Source organism: Antarcticibacterium arcticum (genome assembly GCF_007993795.1).
In the GTDB taxonomy this organism is placed as follows: Bacteria; Bacteroidota; Bacteroidia; order Flavobacteriales; family Flavobacteriaceae; genus Gillisia; species Gillisia arctica.
The window spans coordinates 1,031,924-1,047,316 of the sequence record NZ_CP042476.1 but is presented as its reverse complement, the minus strand read 5'-3'; the positions used below and the strand labels follow the sequence as shown (position 1 = coordinate 1,047,316).

The following is a 15,393-nucleotide window of genomic DNA, read 5'->3' as shown; positions in this document are numbered from 1 at the left end:
TTTGTTTAAAGAATACATCCAATTTACCTTATATTGAATTCTACTTTTTCCCAATATTTTTTACGTTTTCGTGGGTTCTTGAAAAGTACCGATTTTTCAAAGGCGCTTATTCTGGGTTCGGCAATTACCCTCCCAATAACCTTGGGAGTATATTTTGAGCGGTTTGAATTTGGATTGGCAATTGCCTTGGGAGCATTGCTTTGCTCATCCAGTGACGTTAGCGGGAGCCAGCGGCACAAAAATATTGGGATAATTTTCTCAGCGGTGCTGGCTGTATTGGTAAGTCTTGCCGGAGGTTATCTGGTTTTTAATTCCTGGCTTTTTGTTCCTGTTCTGGGTTTTATCATGTTTGCAATTTCTTACCTGGCGGTTTTTGGATTCCGTGCATCGCTTATAAGTTTCTCAGGTTTGTTTGCTATGGTGCTTAGTTTCGCCAATACCTATGAATTTATAGAAGTTTATGAGCGGGCGCTTTTTATAGGGGTTGGCGGGCTCTGGTATCTGGGATTGAATATGGTGTGGCAGGCGCTGAACCCCCGAAGCCAGACAGATCAATATATTGCCCAAACGCTGGATCTTACTTCAACGTATCTTGAAACCAGGGGTAAATTAATTACGCCGGGAGCTTCCAGGCTGGAGCTTTTTAAAAAACTGTTAGACCTGCAGGCAGAGTTGAATGACAAACACGAAACCCTGCGGGAAATTTTAATGTCGGCAAGAAAGACATCCGGAAGTTCCAGTTATGAACGCAAACGCTTACTTATTTTTATACAGCTTGTAGATGTCCTGGAACTAGCCATGGCAAATCCCGTGAATTATGAAAAAATGGACGGGTTAATGTTACAGCATAAAGAGAAGATCCTCCTTTTTCAAACGCTTATCTTTAAAATGGCCGGCAGGCTTAATTTTATCGCCCTCAATATAAGGCACGGCCATAAATTACCTCCATTACAGGACTTGCATGTTGCTCTGGAAGAAGTAAAAAAAGGGATTTCATTGTACGGAAGAGAACTTAATTATATACCCGATGAAGGTTCTTTTATGCTTCAAAACCTTTATGATTACCAGGAAAAACAAGTTGAAAAGATATCTAAAATAGAACAGCTTTTAATAACCAAAGAGCAGGGAGAACTTGGAGTGATCAAGAAAGATGAAGCGGCCAGGTTCTTAACTCCGCAGGAATATGACCCCAAGATCCTTATTGAAAATTTTGGTTTTGGTTCATCCATTTTTAAGCATTCCCTTAGGCTTGCAATAGTGGTAATGATAGGCTATGCAATAGGCGCCTATTTTTCACTGCAAAATGCCTATTGGATCCTTCTTACCATTATCGTGATCATGAGGCCTAATTACGGGCTTACAAAAACGCGCTCAAAACAAAGAACAGCAGGAACATTAATAGGTGCCGCAATTGCGGTGGGAATTGTACTGCTTACCCAAAATGTGGTGATCTATGGGGTACTTTCAGTAGTTTCATTGATAATAGCTTTTGCAATGGTGCAGAAGAACTATAAGACCTCTGCAATATTTGTAACCTTGAGTGTGGTCTTTATTTACGCGCTGCTGGAACCCAATGTTCTGGATGTAATTCAATACAGAGTGGTAGATACTCTAATCGGAGCGGGACTGGCAACCCTTGGAAATATTTTACTTTGGCCTTCCTGGGAATTCTTCGGAATTAAAACTACAATAGCAGATAGTATAAGTGCCAATAGGGAGTATTTTAAAGAGGTGGCAGGTTTTTATCAAAAAAAAGGAAAGGTTTCTACTTCCTATAAGGTTTCCAGAAAGCAGGCATTCCTGGGATTGGGAAATCTAAGTGCTGCCTTTCAACGTATGACACAGGAACCAAGATCCAAGCAAAAGAATTTGGAGAAGATCTATGAGGTGGTGGTACTTAATCATAGTTTTTTATCTTCTCTTGCTTCCTTTGGTACGTATATTCAAAATCATACCACCACTCCGGCATCTTCTCAGGTAATTATTTATGCTGAAATTATTGATCAAAACCTGGAACGGGCTTTGGCATTTTTAAAGGAGAAGGAAATCCTTTCTCCGCCAGATCCCTCCCGGCAAAAGGAAGCTGAAAAATATTTTGATCAAAAATTTGAAAGAATACAAAGCATTTCTCCTGAAAATAAAATTCTGGGGGAAGCAACCGTGAGTAGTTTACAAGAGGCCCAGTTGGTTTATGAACAATTAAAATGGCTTCAGGAAATTTCAATAAAACTTGAAAAAAAATTACAGGAGATCAATTTTTAAAATGGCTGCAACCAGAAGTGGCAACTGGAAATTTGTATTAAAATTCGTATTTTTGAGGCATGGTATGTTATCATATAAGAATAACATATCTTCCTGCTCCATGAAGAATTCCTTAACGGTTCTTTTTTTACTCTGGTCTTCCTTTCTTTATTCCCAATTGGAATTTTGCCAGGGAAGTAAAGGTGATCCCATTTTTCATGAGACCTTTGGAACAGGAAATTTGAGCGGCCCGGCGCTTCCCGCTTCAGTAACAAATTACAGGTATGTTACAGGAGATCCCAATGATGGGGAATACACGATCTCCGGAAGGGTAGGCCAGAATAATACTACCTGGCATTCCTATTTTCCCTCAACAACAACTTCCAAAGGCCGGGCTCTTATAGTAAATGCGGGGTTTTCTTCGGGTTTATTCTATACTACCAGGATCGAGGGTTTATGTGAAAATGCTTCTTATGAATTTTCCGCATATTTAATGAACGTTTATGATAGGACGAGCAATGCCTGCAACAACGGCGGAATACCGATAAATGTACGTTTTGAAATATGGGATGAAACCGATACCACCCTGCTTAAAGAGGGCAGTACGGGAGATATCCAGTCAACTATTTCCCCGGTTTGGGAACGCTATGCCCTTACGTTTCAATCCCGGGAAGGGCAGGGAGCTGTAATTCTGAAAATGTTCAACAATGGAGATGGCGGGTGTGGAAATGATCTTGCCATAGACGATATTATTTTTAGCTCCTGTGGGGACCTTACTGAAATTATTGCTGAGGGCGACACAGGTAATCCAATAGTTATATGTGAATCTACTCCCCGCCGAAGTTTCACTTTAACAGCAACGCCAGATTTTTCGGTGTACAACAATCACGTGTACCAATGGCAGGAGAGTGATGATGGAATTTTATGGATTGATATTCCAAACGAAACCCGGGAGGCGTTTATCACTCCCGAAATTAGCTCTACAACATATTACCGGGTAAGAGTGGCCGAGGCAAGCATTAATCTCGAAAATAATTTATGCAGTTCGGTTTCTGAGGTTTTTAAATTCCTTTATGTGAAAACTCCTTTGGCCCCGGTAAGCGCCGGTGATATTTTGGTATGTACCAATGAGGAAATTCCGCCTTTGATGGTGAATGTTGAAGATGACAATCATCGTGTGAATTGGTATGATGCAGCAGTAGGTGGAAATCTCCTTGCTGAAAATACCCCCAGGATTCAGGCCTATACTCCGGGGATTTATTATGCTGAAGCAATCAATAATGATGGGTGTGAGGCAGGCCCAAGAACAGGGGTTAGCCTTAATTTTATTGAAGTGCCCGCAATTGAGGATGAAATTCTCTCTCTTTGCGAAAATTCCTTTTTAACCTTGAAGGCGGGTGTTTCCGGAGCTTCGTATCTTTGGTCAACAGGGGAAACTTCAGAAGATATAATAATAAATTCCACGGGAGATTTTTCGGTTACAATAAGTACAGAGGGTTGCAGAGTTCAAAAAAATATAAAAGTGATCCCTGTGGTACCTGCGGTTATAAACAGGATAATTTCTGAAGAAGACCGGGTAATTATTGAAACTACTGTTTCCGGCGAATTTGAATATTCCCTGAATGGGATGGATTTTCAGGAAAGTAATATTTTCAGAAATATCCGTGGCGGTATTTACACTGCATACGTGAGAGATCTTTCAGGTTGTGAAACCAATTCGCTCCGGTTTCCGCATATAGTAATTCAGAGACATTTTTCCCCAAATAATGATGGGTATAATGATCTTTTTGAATTAAAAGGGGTAGAATATTTCAACTCTTCTTTTATAAGAATTTACAACAGGTATGGCAGCTTAATAAAATCCGGAAATGGGGTAGGCTTCACCTGGGATGGGACGTTTAATGGAAAGCCCCTGCCGGCAGATGATTACTGGTATGAAATTTTTATTGAAGACCTTAAACTTCTTAAGGGAAATATCTCCCTTGTTCGGCAGCCGGGATTTTGAAATAAAAAAGCCACCGTGTTAAGGTGGCAGTGGTTTTTAAATAAGATTACCGAATTTATTTCTTTTTTGGAGCTAGTTTACTTGCTCCACCTTTACCCGGTGCTTTTTTAGGATCCTGTTTAGTTTCCTGCTTTTTGTCTGATTTTTGATTTTGTGGCATGATTAAATATTTAAATTGGTTAATAAGAACTAAATTAACCTGAAAATGCCACTCCAATCTCTTGATTAATATATTTTTAACACCCCTGTCAATGTTAATTGTTTCCCTCTTATTTCTATATTAATTCTAAAAATTTCAAGCAGAATTTTTTATGCAGATTATCAATTACTTTTAAATAAAGCCGATGAGGAAATCTTAAATTTGTTACTTAAAACCTGAATTATGTCTCATAAGGATACTATACGTAGAATTGAAGCGCAGAAAAGCCTTCCCCATTTAAAATATGAAATTCGGGAGAAAACCACTGCTTTTACAAACCGGTTGTTTTATACTTTATTTGATGATGCCACTCCGGTTGAAGAAAACATAGTGGGTTTAGGACAGGATTTTGAGGAACTCGTAAAAATTGCCTGTTGGGAACCGGGACAACCCTGTAAAGAAATATGGGATCAATATTGTGCAATCCTGCCTGAAATATTGGAAAAATTAAGCCGTGATGCGCGGGCCATTAATGAAAATGATCCTGCTTCCAATTCGGTTGAAGAAGTTTACCTGGCTTATCCGGGATTTTATGCGATTGCTATTTACAGGTTGAGCCACGAATTACACAAAACCGGCTTACCCCTCGTGCCGCGGTTAATGGCTGAATGTGCCCATCGTATGACGGGGGTTGATATCAACCCCGGGGCCAGCATTGGTGTTCCTTTTTTTATAGATCATGCTACCGGTGTTGTAATAGGAGAAACAACCGTTATAAAGAATAACGTAAAGATCTACCAGGGAGTTACGCTCGGAGCTTTATCTGTGAACAGGGATCTCAGAAGTATTAAGAGACATCCTACTATAGAAGATAATGTAACCATATATGCCAATGCAACCATTTTAGGTGGTAATACCATTATAGGGGCCAACAGTATAATTGGAGGAAACGTATGGCTTACAAAAAGCATCCCTGAAAATTCCATGGTTTCACACACCCCTCAAATTAACATTAAAAACAGTGTAAGAAATGAGTAACTCAATTTTGGACCTTATAGGAAATACCCCGCTTGTGGAAACAAAAACCCTTATCAAAAATCCACGGGTACGTTTATTTTTAAAACTCGAAGGACAAAATCCGGGAGGGAGCGTAAAAGACAGGGCCGCTTTTAATATGATAAAAAGTGCCCTGGAAAGGGGAGATATAAGCCGCGAAACAAAATTAATAGAAGCTACCAGTGGTAATACAGGAATTGCCCTGGCAATGATAGCCGGGATATTTAAACTTGAAATAGAACTGGTAATGCCTGAAAATTCTACCATAGAAAGGGTACAAACTATGAGGGCTTTTGGAGCTAAAGTTACGCTTACCTCTGCGGAAGGGGGTATTGAAGGCGCCCGGGATTATGCTGAAGAGAAAGTGAAAAAGGATGGGATCTATATGATCAACCAGTTTAGTAATAATGATAATTGGAAAGCCCATTACAAAACCACCGGTCCTGAAATATGGAGGGATACAAATCAAAAAATAACACATTTTGTTTCCTCAATGGGAACCACCGGCACTATTATGGGAACCTCTACCTTTTTGAAAGAGCAAAATCCGGGCATACGTATTATTGGAGTGCAACCTACAGATGATTCGCGCATTCCGGGTATCAGGAAATGGCCTGAAGCCTATTTACCCAAGATCTTTAACCCTGCAAAAGTGGATAGGGTCCTGGAGGTAAGTGAAGCCGAAGCCTCAAAAATGACACAGTATCTGGCAAAAGAAGAAGGAATTTTTGCGGGAATGAGCAGTGGCGGTGCTACTGCTGCAGCTGTGAGATTGTGTGAGGAACTTGAAGAGGGAATAGTTGTAAGTATAATTTGCGATAGGGGAGACAGGTACCTTTCTTCAGATCTTTTTAAATAAAAACGGGAACCAATTTTAGTTCCCGTTCTTTCCATTCTAAATCTCTATTAATTGCTTACTAACCCTAAAGCTGATCGATCTGGGACGATCTTAATATTTTGTGTGCTTTTTCCATTTTTTAAAGTGATCTTGTAATGCTCTTTGTCCAGAACATCACCTGTGCCAGTTGCAACATAACTGTTCTTAACCATGGACCAACCTGAATGATCACTCAAAAGCTGTCTTGAAACCTGAAGTGGGAGTGGTACATTTTTAAATCTTTGTGCAGTACTCACGAGAGTGCCTTTACTGTCGAAATTTGCTTTTAAAGCACCCTTCCTGTTTCTAAATTCAACCAGATAGTTATCATAGTTTTCACCTTCCAGTTGTGCAATAAACTGATGAATGTCAAAGTTTTCCTTCATAAAACGAATTGGGTTTTTTTGAAATTGCCCGCTGTACTCTTCGGTAACCAAATACTTTATTTCATCTCCATTGGAAGTGATCTTAACAGCCCTGGCATCTATTCTTGCCTCATCCAATTGAATAACCTGTGCTTGTCCTGCGGTAATCCCAACCAACAGCAACAAAAGAAGAAACTTTTTCATAACTTAAAATTTAGATATTAATAATATCATAAAAGTAGGATGTAAATATTTGATTTATAAGCACCTAAGTAGCACATAATAAAAAATTAACAGGGGAAAAACCCCTATTTTAAATTAACTTTTGTTGGCTGGTTTCCAAAAGTTGAAGCAATTTAGAAAGATCCATTATTTCAAGTTTGTTTCGGGTGATCCTGATAGAACCGTTGCTTTTTAATCGCTGTAAATGCCGGTTTACCACTGTGCGCGTAGAACCAACTAAAAAGGCAATCTCTTTGTTTGAGAGATTGTTTATTTTTCCAAGATCCTTGGAAGTAGTATTTACATTATTAATAAGAAGTTTAATAATTCGGGTAGATAAATCTGTAAATGTGATATCTGAAACATAATTTTCCAGCAATCTTAGTTGTTTCCCTGCATAAGATAAAAGATTTTTTAGAGCTGCCGGATTTTGATTGTACCATTTACGAACTTCCCCCATAGGGGCTGCCAACACTTTCACATTGTCCAGACACTCATAATAAACCAGATGTTCATTCCCATCTAAAAGACAAAAAAGGTCGAACACGTCATTTTTTGACAATATGAATAAGGTGATCTCTTTTTCCCCAAAACTATCTACCTGGTACATTTTAATCCTTCCGGAAATTATCAGGAAAAAATGGAAAAAGAATTTTTCGTGGTTAACTATACAGGTGTTTTTTGGCCAGGTTTCCTCATGGAACAGAGATAACAACAGGTCCCGTGAATCTTGCGGCAGTTTGTCGAATAGTACGCAATTTCTAATAACTTCAGGATATTTTGAAATAAGAATATTTTCTCCAGCCATATTTCTTTTTTAAAATTAACAGGAGGGAAGTGGATAAGTATGCAGGAGGGGTTAACCTTGAAGCTCTCTTTAGAATAACTGAAGTGGAGAGTTATTTATGAAGAAAACCGTTTCTGAAAAATAAAAATTAAAAATACTTAAAAAAAAAATGAGCTGAAAATTATTTCTCCTAAATTTTAAAAGTGTTCCAAAGATTTTAATTTACCCTAAAAATCTGCTATTTTTGCAAAATTGCTATTTAAACAAACCTATGAAAGTTGAAACTTTTGGACTTGAAGAAAAGAAAAATGATAAAACCCTTTACGCGTACCAGCAGGTAGATATAGATAAGATCTTTAATGTAATTGATAACCATCCCTCAAAATATAATTTATTATACCAGTTACCCACGGGTGGTGGTAAAACGGTTATTTTCTCTCAAATTGTAAGGGAATATATTCAGCGGTTCAATAAAAAGGTTCTCATACTTACCCATAGGATTGAACTATGCCGGCAAACATCAAATATGTTGTCTGAGTTTGGAGTGCTCAACAAGATCATTAACAGCAAGGTAAAAGATCTTCCGGACCAGGAAGATTATATGTGTTTTGTGGCTATGGTAGAAACCCTCAATAACCGGCTTCATGATGAGAAACTGGAAATTGAGAATATTGGCCTGGTAATTATTGATGAAGCCCATTATAACTCTTTCAGGAAATTGTTCAAATTCTTCGAAAAGAGTTTTATACTGGGAGTTACCGCTACGCCTTTAAGTTCCAATATTAAACTTCCTATGAAAGATAATTACAGGGAGCTTATTGTAGGAGATTCCATTTCATCCCTTATTCAAAAAGGTTTTCTGGCCAATGTAAATGTATATAGTTATGATGTGGGATTACAATCCCTTAAAGTGGGAATTAATGGTGATTACACGGTAAAATCTTCAGAGGAGCTGTATTCCAATCTCTCCATGCAGGAAAAGTTGTTAGGGGCTTACATGGAAAAGTCTTTGAACAAAAAGACCCTTATATTTAATAATGGTATAAATACTTCCAAAGAAGTTTATGAAACCTTCAGAAATGCAGGAATACCTATAAGGCATCTTGATAACACCACCTCTAAACAGGACAGGAAACAGATCCTTAAATGGTTTAAACATACGCCAGATGCTATAGTTACCTCAGTAAGTATTCTTACTACAGGATTTGATGAACCTTCTGTAGAAACCATCATCTTGAACCGTGCTACTAAATCACTCACATTGTATTTTCAAATGATTGGTCGCGGATCCCGGGTTCTTCCGGGAAAATCTGAATTTACCGTGATAGACCTTGGAAATAACATGGCAAGATTTGGGCACTGGAATGCACCGGTAGACTGGAAACAATTGTTTCGCTCTCCCGATTTCTATTTCGAGAGTCTGTTAAGTGATGAGGAGATAGAACGGGAATTTAAATATGTCATGCCTCCAGATCTCCGGAAGCAATTTTCCAAAACTACAGACGTGAGTTTTGATGTTGAAAAGGCTTATGACCTGGTAATTAAAAAGGGGCTGAAATCTAAAACTGTACTGGAATGGTCTATGGACCAACACGTAAATATGTGTGTAGAAAACAGCGAGGACGTTTTTGATGCCCGCCTCCTGGCAAAAGAGTTAAAGGATGATATCTCCTCCCGAATAAAGCAATTTTCCTATTGTATTAGCAAAAGCACCAAAAATTACAGGGAATGGCTGGAAGAAGATTATTGCCGTAAGTTAAGATTACAGATCAATAAGGAGTTTTAGTTTACTTTTAACCTTCATCTAACAACCCCCGGGGTTGCAGGAATTAATTATATCAAAAATATTGCAGCCACTTCGATTCTATTACCTTATTAAAGTCCAGTACCTTGGCTACCGGTTGCACGGCTGGCAACGGCAGCCAAATTTCAAAACGGTGGAAGGATTGATCAAAAAAACACTGAAATATGTGCTTCCCGAAAGAAGAATTAAGGTTTTAGGATCCAGCCGCACAGATGCGATGGTATCTGCCAACGATGCCGCTTTTGAACTGTTTTTATATGATACCCCCCTCGAAGACCTGAATTCGTTTCTGGAGCTTTTTAATATTAATCTCCCGCCCGATATAAGAGCAGTTAGTATTAAGAAAGTAGATGCATCTTTTAATATCATTCAGCAGCCCAAAAACAAGGAATACCTTTATCTTTTTGCTTTTGGCGAAAAAAGTCATCCATTTTGTGCGCCGCTTATGGCCAATTTTAAAGAGGATCTTGATATCGATGCAATGATAGCAGGTGCACAATTATACCAGGGGGAGCATTATTTTGGTAATTACTGTGTAGACCCTGGTGAAAATAGTATTCTGGTAAGAACCGTAAATAATTGTAGTCTTAGCCCGAATGACCTTTATACTGCAAGTTTTTTTCCTGAAGAAAGCTACCTTTTTAAGGTAAACGGGCCAGGTTTTCTCAGGTACCAGATAAGGCTGATGATGGGAACTCTTGTGCAGCTGGGAAAAGGGGAAATTACCCTTGACCAGATACGAGAAAGCCTACTGCCGGAAAATAATATGGTGATGAATTACATTGCCCCGGCTTCCGGACTTATCCTGAATAAGATCGATTTCGAATAAATTTTTAGAGTCAGTGGAGGGTAAAAAACCCTGTTTTACAGGTGTTTACACCTTTTCTTCTTTTTGTAAAACAGCCAATGCCACTCTAATGGCACCGTAATCCATCGCCTGCTGGAAGTGTTCAAAATAGGGTTTTAAAGCTTCAGGCGTTCCTAATTCTATCCGCGCTTTTCTTACAGCTTCCAGGTCTTCCTTAGAAATAAACTGCTTCATGTCTATAGGATTACCTTCATCATACAATTTGGCCAGATGTGAAAAAATGGTGGTAGGGGCAAGGCCGCGTCTTTCTGAGATCTCTTCTATGCTTAAGCCTTCATTGTAAAGCTCAAGGGTAAGCTTATAGGTATTCCCTTTTTTGGCCTTTTTCTTTTTGGCAGGTTTTTTCTTTTTATAGGAAATTATTTCCTTTATAAATTGGTAACCATAATCCTGCATTTTTTTTCTTCCCACCCCATTAATGTTCATAAAATCCTCATCGGTCATTGGGCGTTCTTTTTCCATTTCTTTGAGAGTAGCATCATTGAAAATAAGGTATGCAGGAATACCTTCTTCCTGGGCGATTCTTAATCGCAGTTGACGCAATTTTTCGAAAAGGGAACTGTCTTTTCTTTTGGATACTGTTTCCTCCTGAATTTTAATTTCCTTTTCTGTAGGTATTTTAGCTAACCTTACCGGGGCTCCTTCAAATAATACCGTTTTGGCCAGGGGGGTTAATTGGAGTTGATTGTGTTTATGGAAGGCGATCTCAATATATCCTATATTAATAAGCTGAATAATATATTGCTGCCAGTCTCTCCAGGAAATTTCCTTGCCCGCACCATAGGTTTTTACCTGCTGGTAGTTTTTTTCAAGAACCGCTTCATTTTGAGAACCTCTCAATACATCTATTACGAGCGTAATGGGTTCCTGTCCTTTAAGGCGGTATATACAGGACAATGCCTTTTGGGCTATTAGGGTGCCGTCAAAGAACATTGGCGGATTCCTGCATATATCACAGTTGCCACAATCATCCTCTTTAAATTCTCCAAAATAATTGAGCAATATCTTTCTCCGGCAGGTGAAAGCTTCAGAGTACTGCTTCATTCTTTCCAGTTTTGCCAGCTGCACTTCTTCGTTCTTCGAATTGGCCGCGAATTTTTGAAGTTGCACCACATCTGCATAACTATGAAACAGTAAGGTGTCTGAGGCCAACCCGTCTCTACCTGCCCGTCCTATTTCCTGGTAATAACCTTCCAGATTTTTTGGCATATTATAATGGATCACCCATCTAATATTGGACTTATCTATTCCCATTCCAAAAGCAATGGTTGCACAAATTATCTGTGATCTGTCGTTTATAAAATCCTCCTGTATCTTGATGCGTTCCATATGTCCCAACCCGGCATGGTAGGCTTCGGCTTTATAACCCCGCGCGCTTAGCCTTGCAGCTACTTCTTCGGTGTTCTTACGGCTTAAACAATAGATGATCCCACTTTCTTTCCTGCGCCGCTCAATAAAGTCCTCTATCTGTTCAAATCTCTTAATGCCCTGGCGTACCTCGAGACTAAGGTTTTTTCTGTCAAAAGAAGCTATATGTTTTAAGGCATTGGGAATGTTAAGCTGGTGGCAGATATCTTTTCTGGTTGCCTTATCGGCAGTGGCGGTAAGCGCAATGAGCGGGGTAGTGGGGAACCTGTTTTTTAGATATCCCAATTGGGTGTAAGCCGGGCGAAAGTCATGGCCCCAGCTGGAAATACAATGGGCTTCATCTATAGCGATAAGACTAACTTTTCCATCATTTAAAAACCGGTCAATTACCTGAAGGCTTTCAGGAGCAACATATAAAAGCTTTAATTCATTCTTTTCAATCCTGTTGAAAATTTCCTGCTGCTCGCTTTCGTGCTGGCTGCTGTTCAAAAATGCCGCAGGAACCCCATTGGCCGTAAGCCCGTCAACCTGGTCTTTCATTAAGGCTATAAGAGGGGAAATTACCAGGGTAATTTCAGGAAGAAGTAAGGCAGGAAGTTGATAACATATAGATTTACCACCACCCGTAGGCATGATCACCAAATTATCATTTCCGGCAAATACTGCATCTATGATCTTTCGTTGTAATGGCCTAAAACTATCGTATCCAAAATATTCCTTAAGTGTAGCCCGCAATTGCATTTCTTCCATGCTGCAAAGTTAGTTTTTTAAGTAAGAAAAAGTGGGACTGAAACGAGTTTTGAAATGAACCGATTGGTATTTTCTGGGAAAAATTTTATTCAGATTTACCTGTAAATAAGAACATTTTAAATAACCTCCCAAAACTTTTATACATTTATAAAAACTAATACCCGCATGATAAAACGCAAAAGACATTTACCGCGAAGGCCTAAATCCTCAAAAGCTTTAAATCAAATTCCGGGAACGGTTACTTATATTGGGAGAAAGGAATCTGCTGAAACCCGTCTGGATGTTATAGACTATAATAAGGAGACTTATGAGAGATATACCTCAACCAACCTGCAGGATGCGTTTGATTTTGAAAATGATGACAAATTAACCTGGATAAATATTAACGGGTTAAGCAATACCGCTGAAATTGAGAAGCTAGGAAAATACTATGACCTGCATCCACTTATGCTGGAGGATATAGTGAACACAAATCAACGGCCAAAGGTAGATGAACATCACGGTTACATCTTTTTAGTAATTAAAATGTTGTATTTCCCCAGGATCCCCGGGGAAAAAACAAATGGAAGCTTTATTAATGAACACATAAGCATAGTGGTGGGGAAGGATTATGTGCTCACATTTCAGGAGGCAGACGGGGATGTTTTTGAAGGAGTGCGGGAACGCATTTCCAACGCGACCGGTAGAATAAGGAGTAATGGTCCAGATTATTTATTATTCAGTTTACTGGATGCGATCATAGATCAATATATTGATGTAATTGATAGTATTGGTGATAAAATTGAAGTCCTGGAGGAGGATCTTTTTCAGGAAAAACCGGGTGACCAAATTACCTTTGAGATACAGGAATTAAAGCGAACAATTCTAAGAATAAGAAGGGCAATATTACCGGTGCGGGAAGTTTTAAGCAGGGTTGAAAAAATGGAAAATGATATCATACAGGATAAAACCAGAAATTATTTCAGGGATCTCTATGACCATATTATCCAGGTGACTGAAAATATTGATATCTACAGGGAGATGACCTGGGGCCTTATGGATATGTACATGACCACTTTAAGCAATAAAATGAATGAAGTCATGAAAGTGCTAACCATTATGGCCTCCATTTTTATCCCACTTACTTTTATTGCCGGCTTATATGGGATGAATTTTGAATATATGCCGGAACTGGAATGGAGATATAGTTATTACGTTCTGTTATTTGTGATGCTGTTGCTCTTTATTTTAATGATAATATATTTCCGCAGAAAAAAATGGCTTTAAATGCTTCCAGAAATGAATACTAAAATTAAGAAAAGTGTGCCCGTATTATTAGGGGTAATAGTACTGTTTTCAGTCTCCTGTAAATTACCTCAGGAAAAAAGCGGGACAGTTCCCGGGAAAGCTTCCAGGGAAATAGCTTATATAGGCACTTATACCAAAAAAGAAGGCCATGTTGACGGTAAAGGAGAAGGCATTTATAAAATATATCAGGATCCTTCCAATGGAAAATTAAAATTTGGTTCCCTTGCAGCGAACATTATTAATCCTTCCTTCATAAAAGTAAGTGCAGATAAAGAGAATCTTTATGCGGTAAGTGAATTGGGCCCGGGAGATGCAGGTTCGGGTTTTATTCATTCTTACAACATCAATAAAGATAATAGCCTTGTTGAAACAGGAAAGCTTTCTACGGAAGGTTTTGCCCCCTGTTATATTGCTGAAGACCCTACGGGAAATTTTATATTTGTTGCCAATTATGTGGGTGGGGTAGTGATGATGTATGAAAAGAACCCTGACGGAAGCCTTATCAAAAAGGAAAATATTACTTTTGAGGATCCTGAAAATTCGCATCCGCACTCGGTAACAATATCTGCCAACGCCAGGCATTTTTATGTTGCGGACCTGGGGCATGACAAGATCTGGATTTTTGACCTAAATGTGGAAACAGCGGAGGTTAAACCAAATAACACACCTTTTATACAGCTGAAAGAAGGAGCCGGCCCCCGGCATTTTAGTATTGATGCCAGTGGTAATTTTGCGTATTCCATCAATGAACTCAACAGTACTATAAGCAGTTTTAAAATTGAAGACACCGGAGCATTGGTGCATCTTGACGATATTTCTTCGATCCCGGAAAATTTTATAGGAAAGAATTCAGCAGCCGATATAAATTTACATCCCGCCGGCAATTTTTTGTACGTGTCCAACAGAGGACATAACAGCATTGCCGCATTTAATATAAACCCGGAAACCGGTCTAATTGAGCTCCTGGGATTTACTTCTACTCAAGGTGACATACCCCGCAATTTTGCTATTTCCAAAGACGGTACTTACCTGTATGCCGCAAATCAAAATTCCAATAATATCACAGGTTTTTCCATTAATCCCGCTACCGGAAAATTGGAATCAACAGGAGTAGTTCTGGGCGTTAACACTCCGGTTTGTATAGAGTTTATGAGGTGATCCTTAATCTTTATTTTTGAAATTTTCTGCAGGGTGCTTTAGGTTTTTCCTTAACTTTAAGAAGGTTAAAAATTAAGGGCTTATGAAAACTAAAGTCATAACATTTACCTGCGTAATCTTGGTGTCAATATTACTGGGTTGTGGCACAACCGGGCCCATAGAAGGAGAGAGTATTATTAGAACTGCAACAAACACTCCCGAACGTTTTGAGATCCCCTCGGGCACTACCTGGGATGAGACCTGTAAGAATCCCATTATTGATCCCATGGATGGAGCTGAGCTTATTTTGGTAGAATCAGGCGGCGGTTTTGGAAATTACCGTCCCGTCCGGTTAAAATATGGATTGACCCGGGGTGAACTACTGCGTATCAATTGCCGTACAGGTGCAGTGGTTGGTATAGTGAAGGAGACCAAACAGTAAGGGAGGAATACCAGGTAATTACAAATTAGAGCTATAAATATATTG

At 39.0% G+C, this 15,393-nt stretch carries 13 protein-coding genes; 9 read left to right on the top strand and 4 right to left on the bottom strand.

Annotated features, from left to right (window positions below):
- Positions 1 to 78: 78 nt before the first annotated feature.
- Together FK178_RS04605 and FK178_RS04600 are read left to right on the top strand one after the other, a co-directional pair.
- On the top strand, positions 79 to 2,262 hold the full coding sequence (locus tag FK178_RS04605; protein ID WP_240793894.1) for an FUSC family protein: 2,184 nt from the start codon (positions 79 to 81) through the stop codon (positions 2,260 to 2,262).
- A gap of 1 nt (position 2,263) precedes the next feature.
- Positions 2,264 to 4,246 (top strand): T9SS type B sorting domain-containing protein, encoded by a 1,983-nt coding sequence (locus FK178_RS04600; RefSeq protein ID WP_240793893.1) that lies wholly within the window; start codon positions 2,264 to 2,266, stop codon positions 4,244 to 4,246.
- 55 nt (positions 4,247 to 4,301) lie between these two features.
- Here the strand turns inward: FK178_RS04600 and FK178_RS15550 are convergent, their stop codons facing one another.
- On the bottom strand, positions 4,302 to 4,463 hold the full coding sequence (locus tag FK178_RS15550; protein ID WP_205677215.1) for a hypothetical protein: 162 nt from the start codon (positions 4,461 to 4,463) through the stop codon (positions 4,302 to 4,304).
- A 165-nt stretch (positions 4,464 to 4,628) separates the two neighbouring features.
- Here FK178_RS15550 and epsC point away from each other — a divergent pair, with 165 nt between their 5' ends.
- Together epsC and cysM are read left to right on the top strand one after the other, a co-directional pair.
- The gene (epsC, locus tag FK178_RS04595) at positions 4,629 to 5,423 is read left to right on the top strand and encodes a serine O-acetyltransferase EpsC (protein ID WP_146831449.1); all 795 of its coding nucleotides are present in this window, start codon (positions 4,629 to 4,631) and stop codon (positions 5,421 to 5,423) included.
- Positions 5,416 to 6,300: a cysteine synthase CysM gene (gene cysM, locus FK178_RS04590; protein ID WP_146831447.1), complete on the top strand. Its 885-nt coding sequence runs from the start codon at positions 5,416 to 5,418 to the stop codon at positions 6,298 to 6,300. The genes epsC and cysM overlap by 8 nt, the downstream gene beginning before the upstream one ends.
- Before the next feature lie 47 nt (positions 6,301 to 6,347).
- Here the strand turns inward: cysM and FK178_RS04585 are convergent, their stop codons facing one another.
- Both FK178_RS04585 and FK178_RS04580 read right to left on the bottom strand, forming a co-directional pair.
- Entirely contained in the window at positions 6,348 to 6,887 is a 540-nt protein-coding gene (locus FK178_RS04585) for a hypothetical protein (RefSeq protein ID WP_146831445.1), read from the bottom strand.
- A gap of 109 nt (positions 6,888 to 6,996) precedes the next feature.
- Positions 6,997 to 7,713 carry a Crp/Fnr family transcriptional regulator gene (locus tag FK178_RS04580; protein WP_146831443.1) on the bottom strand — a complete coding sequence of 239 codons (717 nt, stop codon included), beginning with the start codon at positions 7,711 to 7,713 and terminating at the stop codon, positions 6,997 to 6,999.
- A 250-nt stretch (positions 7,714 to 7,963) separates the two neighbouring features.
- Between FK178_RS04580 and FK178_RS04575 the strand changes: the two genes are divergently transcribed.
- Complete coding sequence (locus tag FK178_RS04575) at positions 7,964 to 9,478, top strand: DEAD/DEAH box helicase (protein ID WP_146831441.1); 1,515 nt, start codon at positions 7,964 to 7,966, stop codon at positions 9,476 to 9,478.
- A gap of 61 nt (positions 9,479 to 9,539) precedes the next feature.
- Positions 9,540 to 10,325 (top strand): tRNA pseudouridine synthase A, encoded by a 786-nt coding sequence (locus FK178_RS04570; RefSeq protein WP_146831439.1) that lies wholly within the window; start codon positions 9,540 to 9,542, stop codon positions 10,323 to 10,325.
- Positions 10,326 to 10,370: 45 nt separating this feature from the next.
- Here the strand turns inward: FK178_RS04570 and recQ are convergent, their stop codons facing one another.
- Complete coding sequence (recQ, locus tag FK178_RS04565) at positions 10,371 to 12,482, bottom strand: DNA helicase RecQ (protein ID WP_146831437.1); 2,112 nt, start codon at positions 12,480 to 12,482, stop codon at positions 10,371 to 10,373.
- A gap of 165 nt (positions 12,483 to 12,647) precedes the next feature.
- Here recQ and corA point away from each other — a divergent pair, with 165 nt between their 5' ends.
- The 3 genes from corA to FK178_RS04550 all read left to right on the top strand — a co-directional run bounded on the left by corA (position 12,648) and on the right by FK178_RS04550 (position 15,348).
- Positions 12,648 to 13,748, top strand: coding sequence for a magnesium/cobalt transporter CorA (gene corA, locus FK178_RS04560; RefSeq protein WP_146831435.1), 1,101 nt, complete (start codon positions 12,648 to 12,650; stop codon positions 13,746 to 13,748).
- A 12-nt stretch (positions 13,749 to 13,760) separates the two neighbouring features.
- Positions 13,761 to 14,927, top strand: a complete 1,167-nt coding sequence (locus FK178_RS04555; protein WP_168194559.1) for a lactonase family protein — start codon at positions 13,761 to 13,763, stop codon at positions 14,925 to 14,927.
- Positions 14,928 to 15,009: 82 nt separating this feature from the next.
- On the top strand, positions 15,010 to 15,348 hold the full coding sequence (locus FK178_RS04550) for a hypothetical protein (RefSeq protein ID WP_146831431.1): 339 nt from the start codon (positions 15,010 to 15,012) through the stop codon (positions 15,346 to 15,348).
- The last annotated feature ends 45 nt before the right edge of the window (positions 15,349 to 15,393 follow it).

Excerpts from the sequence above, each read along its gene's own strand:
- corA (WP_146831435.1), top strand. The coding sequence starts at position 12,648 with ATGATAAAACGCAAAAGACATTTACCGCGAAGGCCTAAATCCTCAAAA.
- FK178_RS04580 (WP_146831443.1), bottom strand. The coding sequence starts at position 7,713 with ATGGCTGGAGAAAATATTCTTATTTCAAAATATCCTGAAGTTATTAGA.
- FK178_RS04555 (WP_168194559.1), top strand. The coding sequence starts at position 13,761 with ATGAATACTAAAATTAAGAAAAGTGTGCCCGTATTATTAGGGGTAATA.
- FK178_RS04550 (WP_146831431.1), top strand. The coding sequence starts at position 15,010 with ATGAAAACTAAAGTCATAACATTTACCTGCGTAATCTTGGTGTCAATA.
- recQ (WP_146831437.1), bottom strand. The coding sequence starts at position 12,482 with ATGGAAGAAATGCAATTGCGGGCTACACTTAAGGAATATTTTGGATAC.
- FK178_RS04585 (WP_146831445.1), bottom strand. The coding sequence starts at position 6,887 with ATGAAAAAGTTTCTTCTTTTGTTGCTGTTGGTTGGGATTACCGCAGGA.
- FK178_RS04600 (WP_240793893.1), top strand. The coding sequence starts at position 2,264 with ATGGCTGCAACCAGAAGTGGCAACTGGAAATTTGTATTAAAATTCGTA.
- epsC (WP_146831449.1), top strand. The coding sequence starts at position 4,629 with ATGTCTCATAAGGATACTATACGTAGAATTGAAGCGCAGAAAAGCCTT.
- FK178_RS04575 (WP_146831441.1), top strand. The coding sequence starts at position 7,964 with ATGAAAGTTGAAACTTTTGGACTTGAAGAAAAGAAAAATGATAAAACC.
- cysM (WP_146831447.1), top strand. The coding sequence starts at position 5,416 with ATGAGTAACTCAATTTTGGACCTTATAGGAAATACCCCGCTTGTGGAA.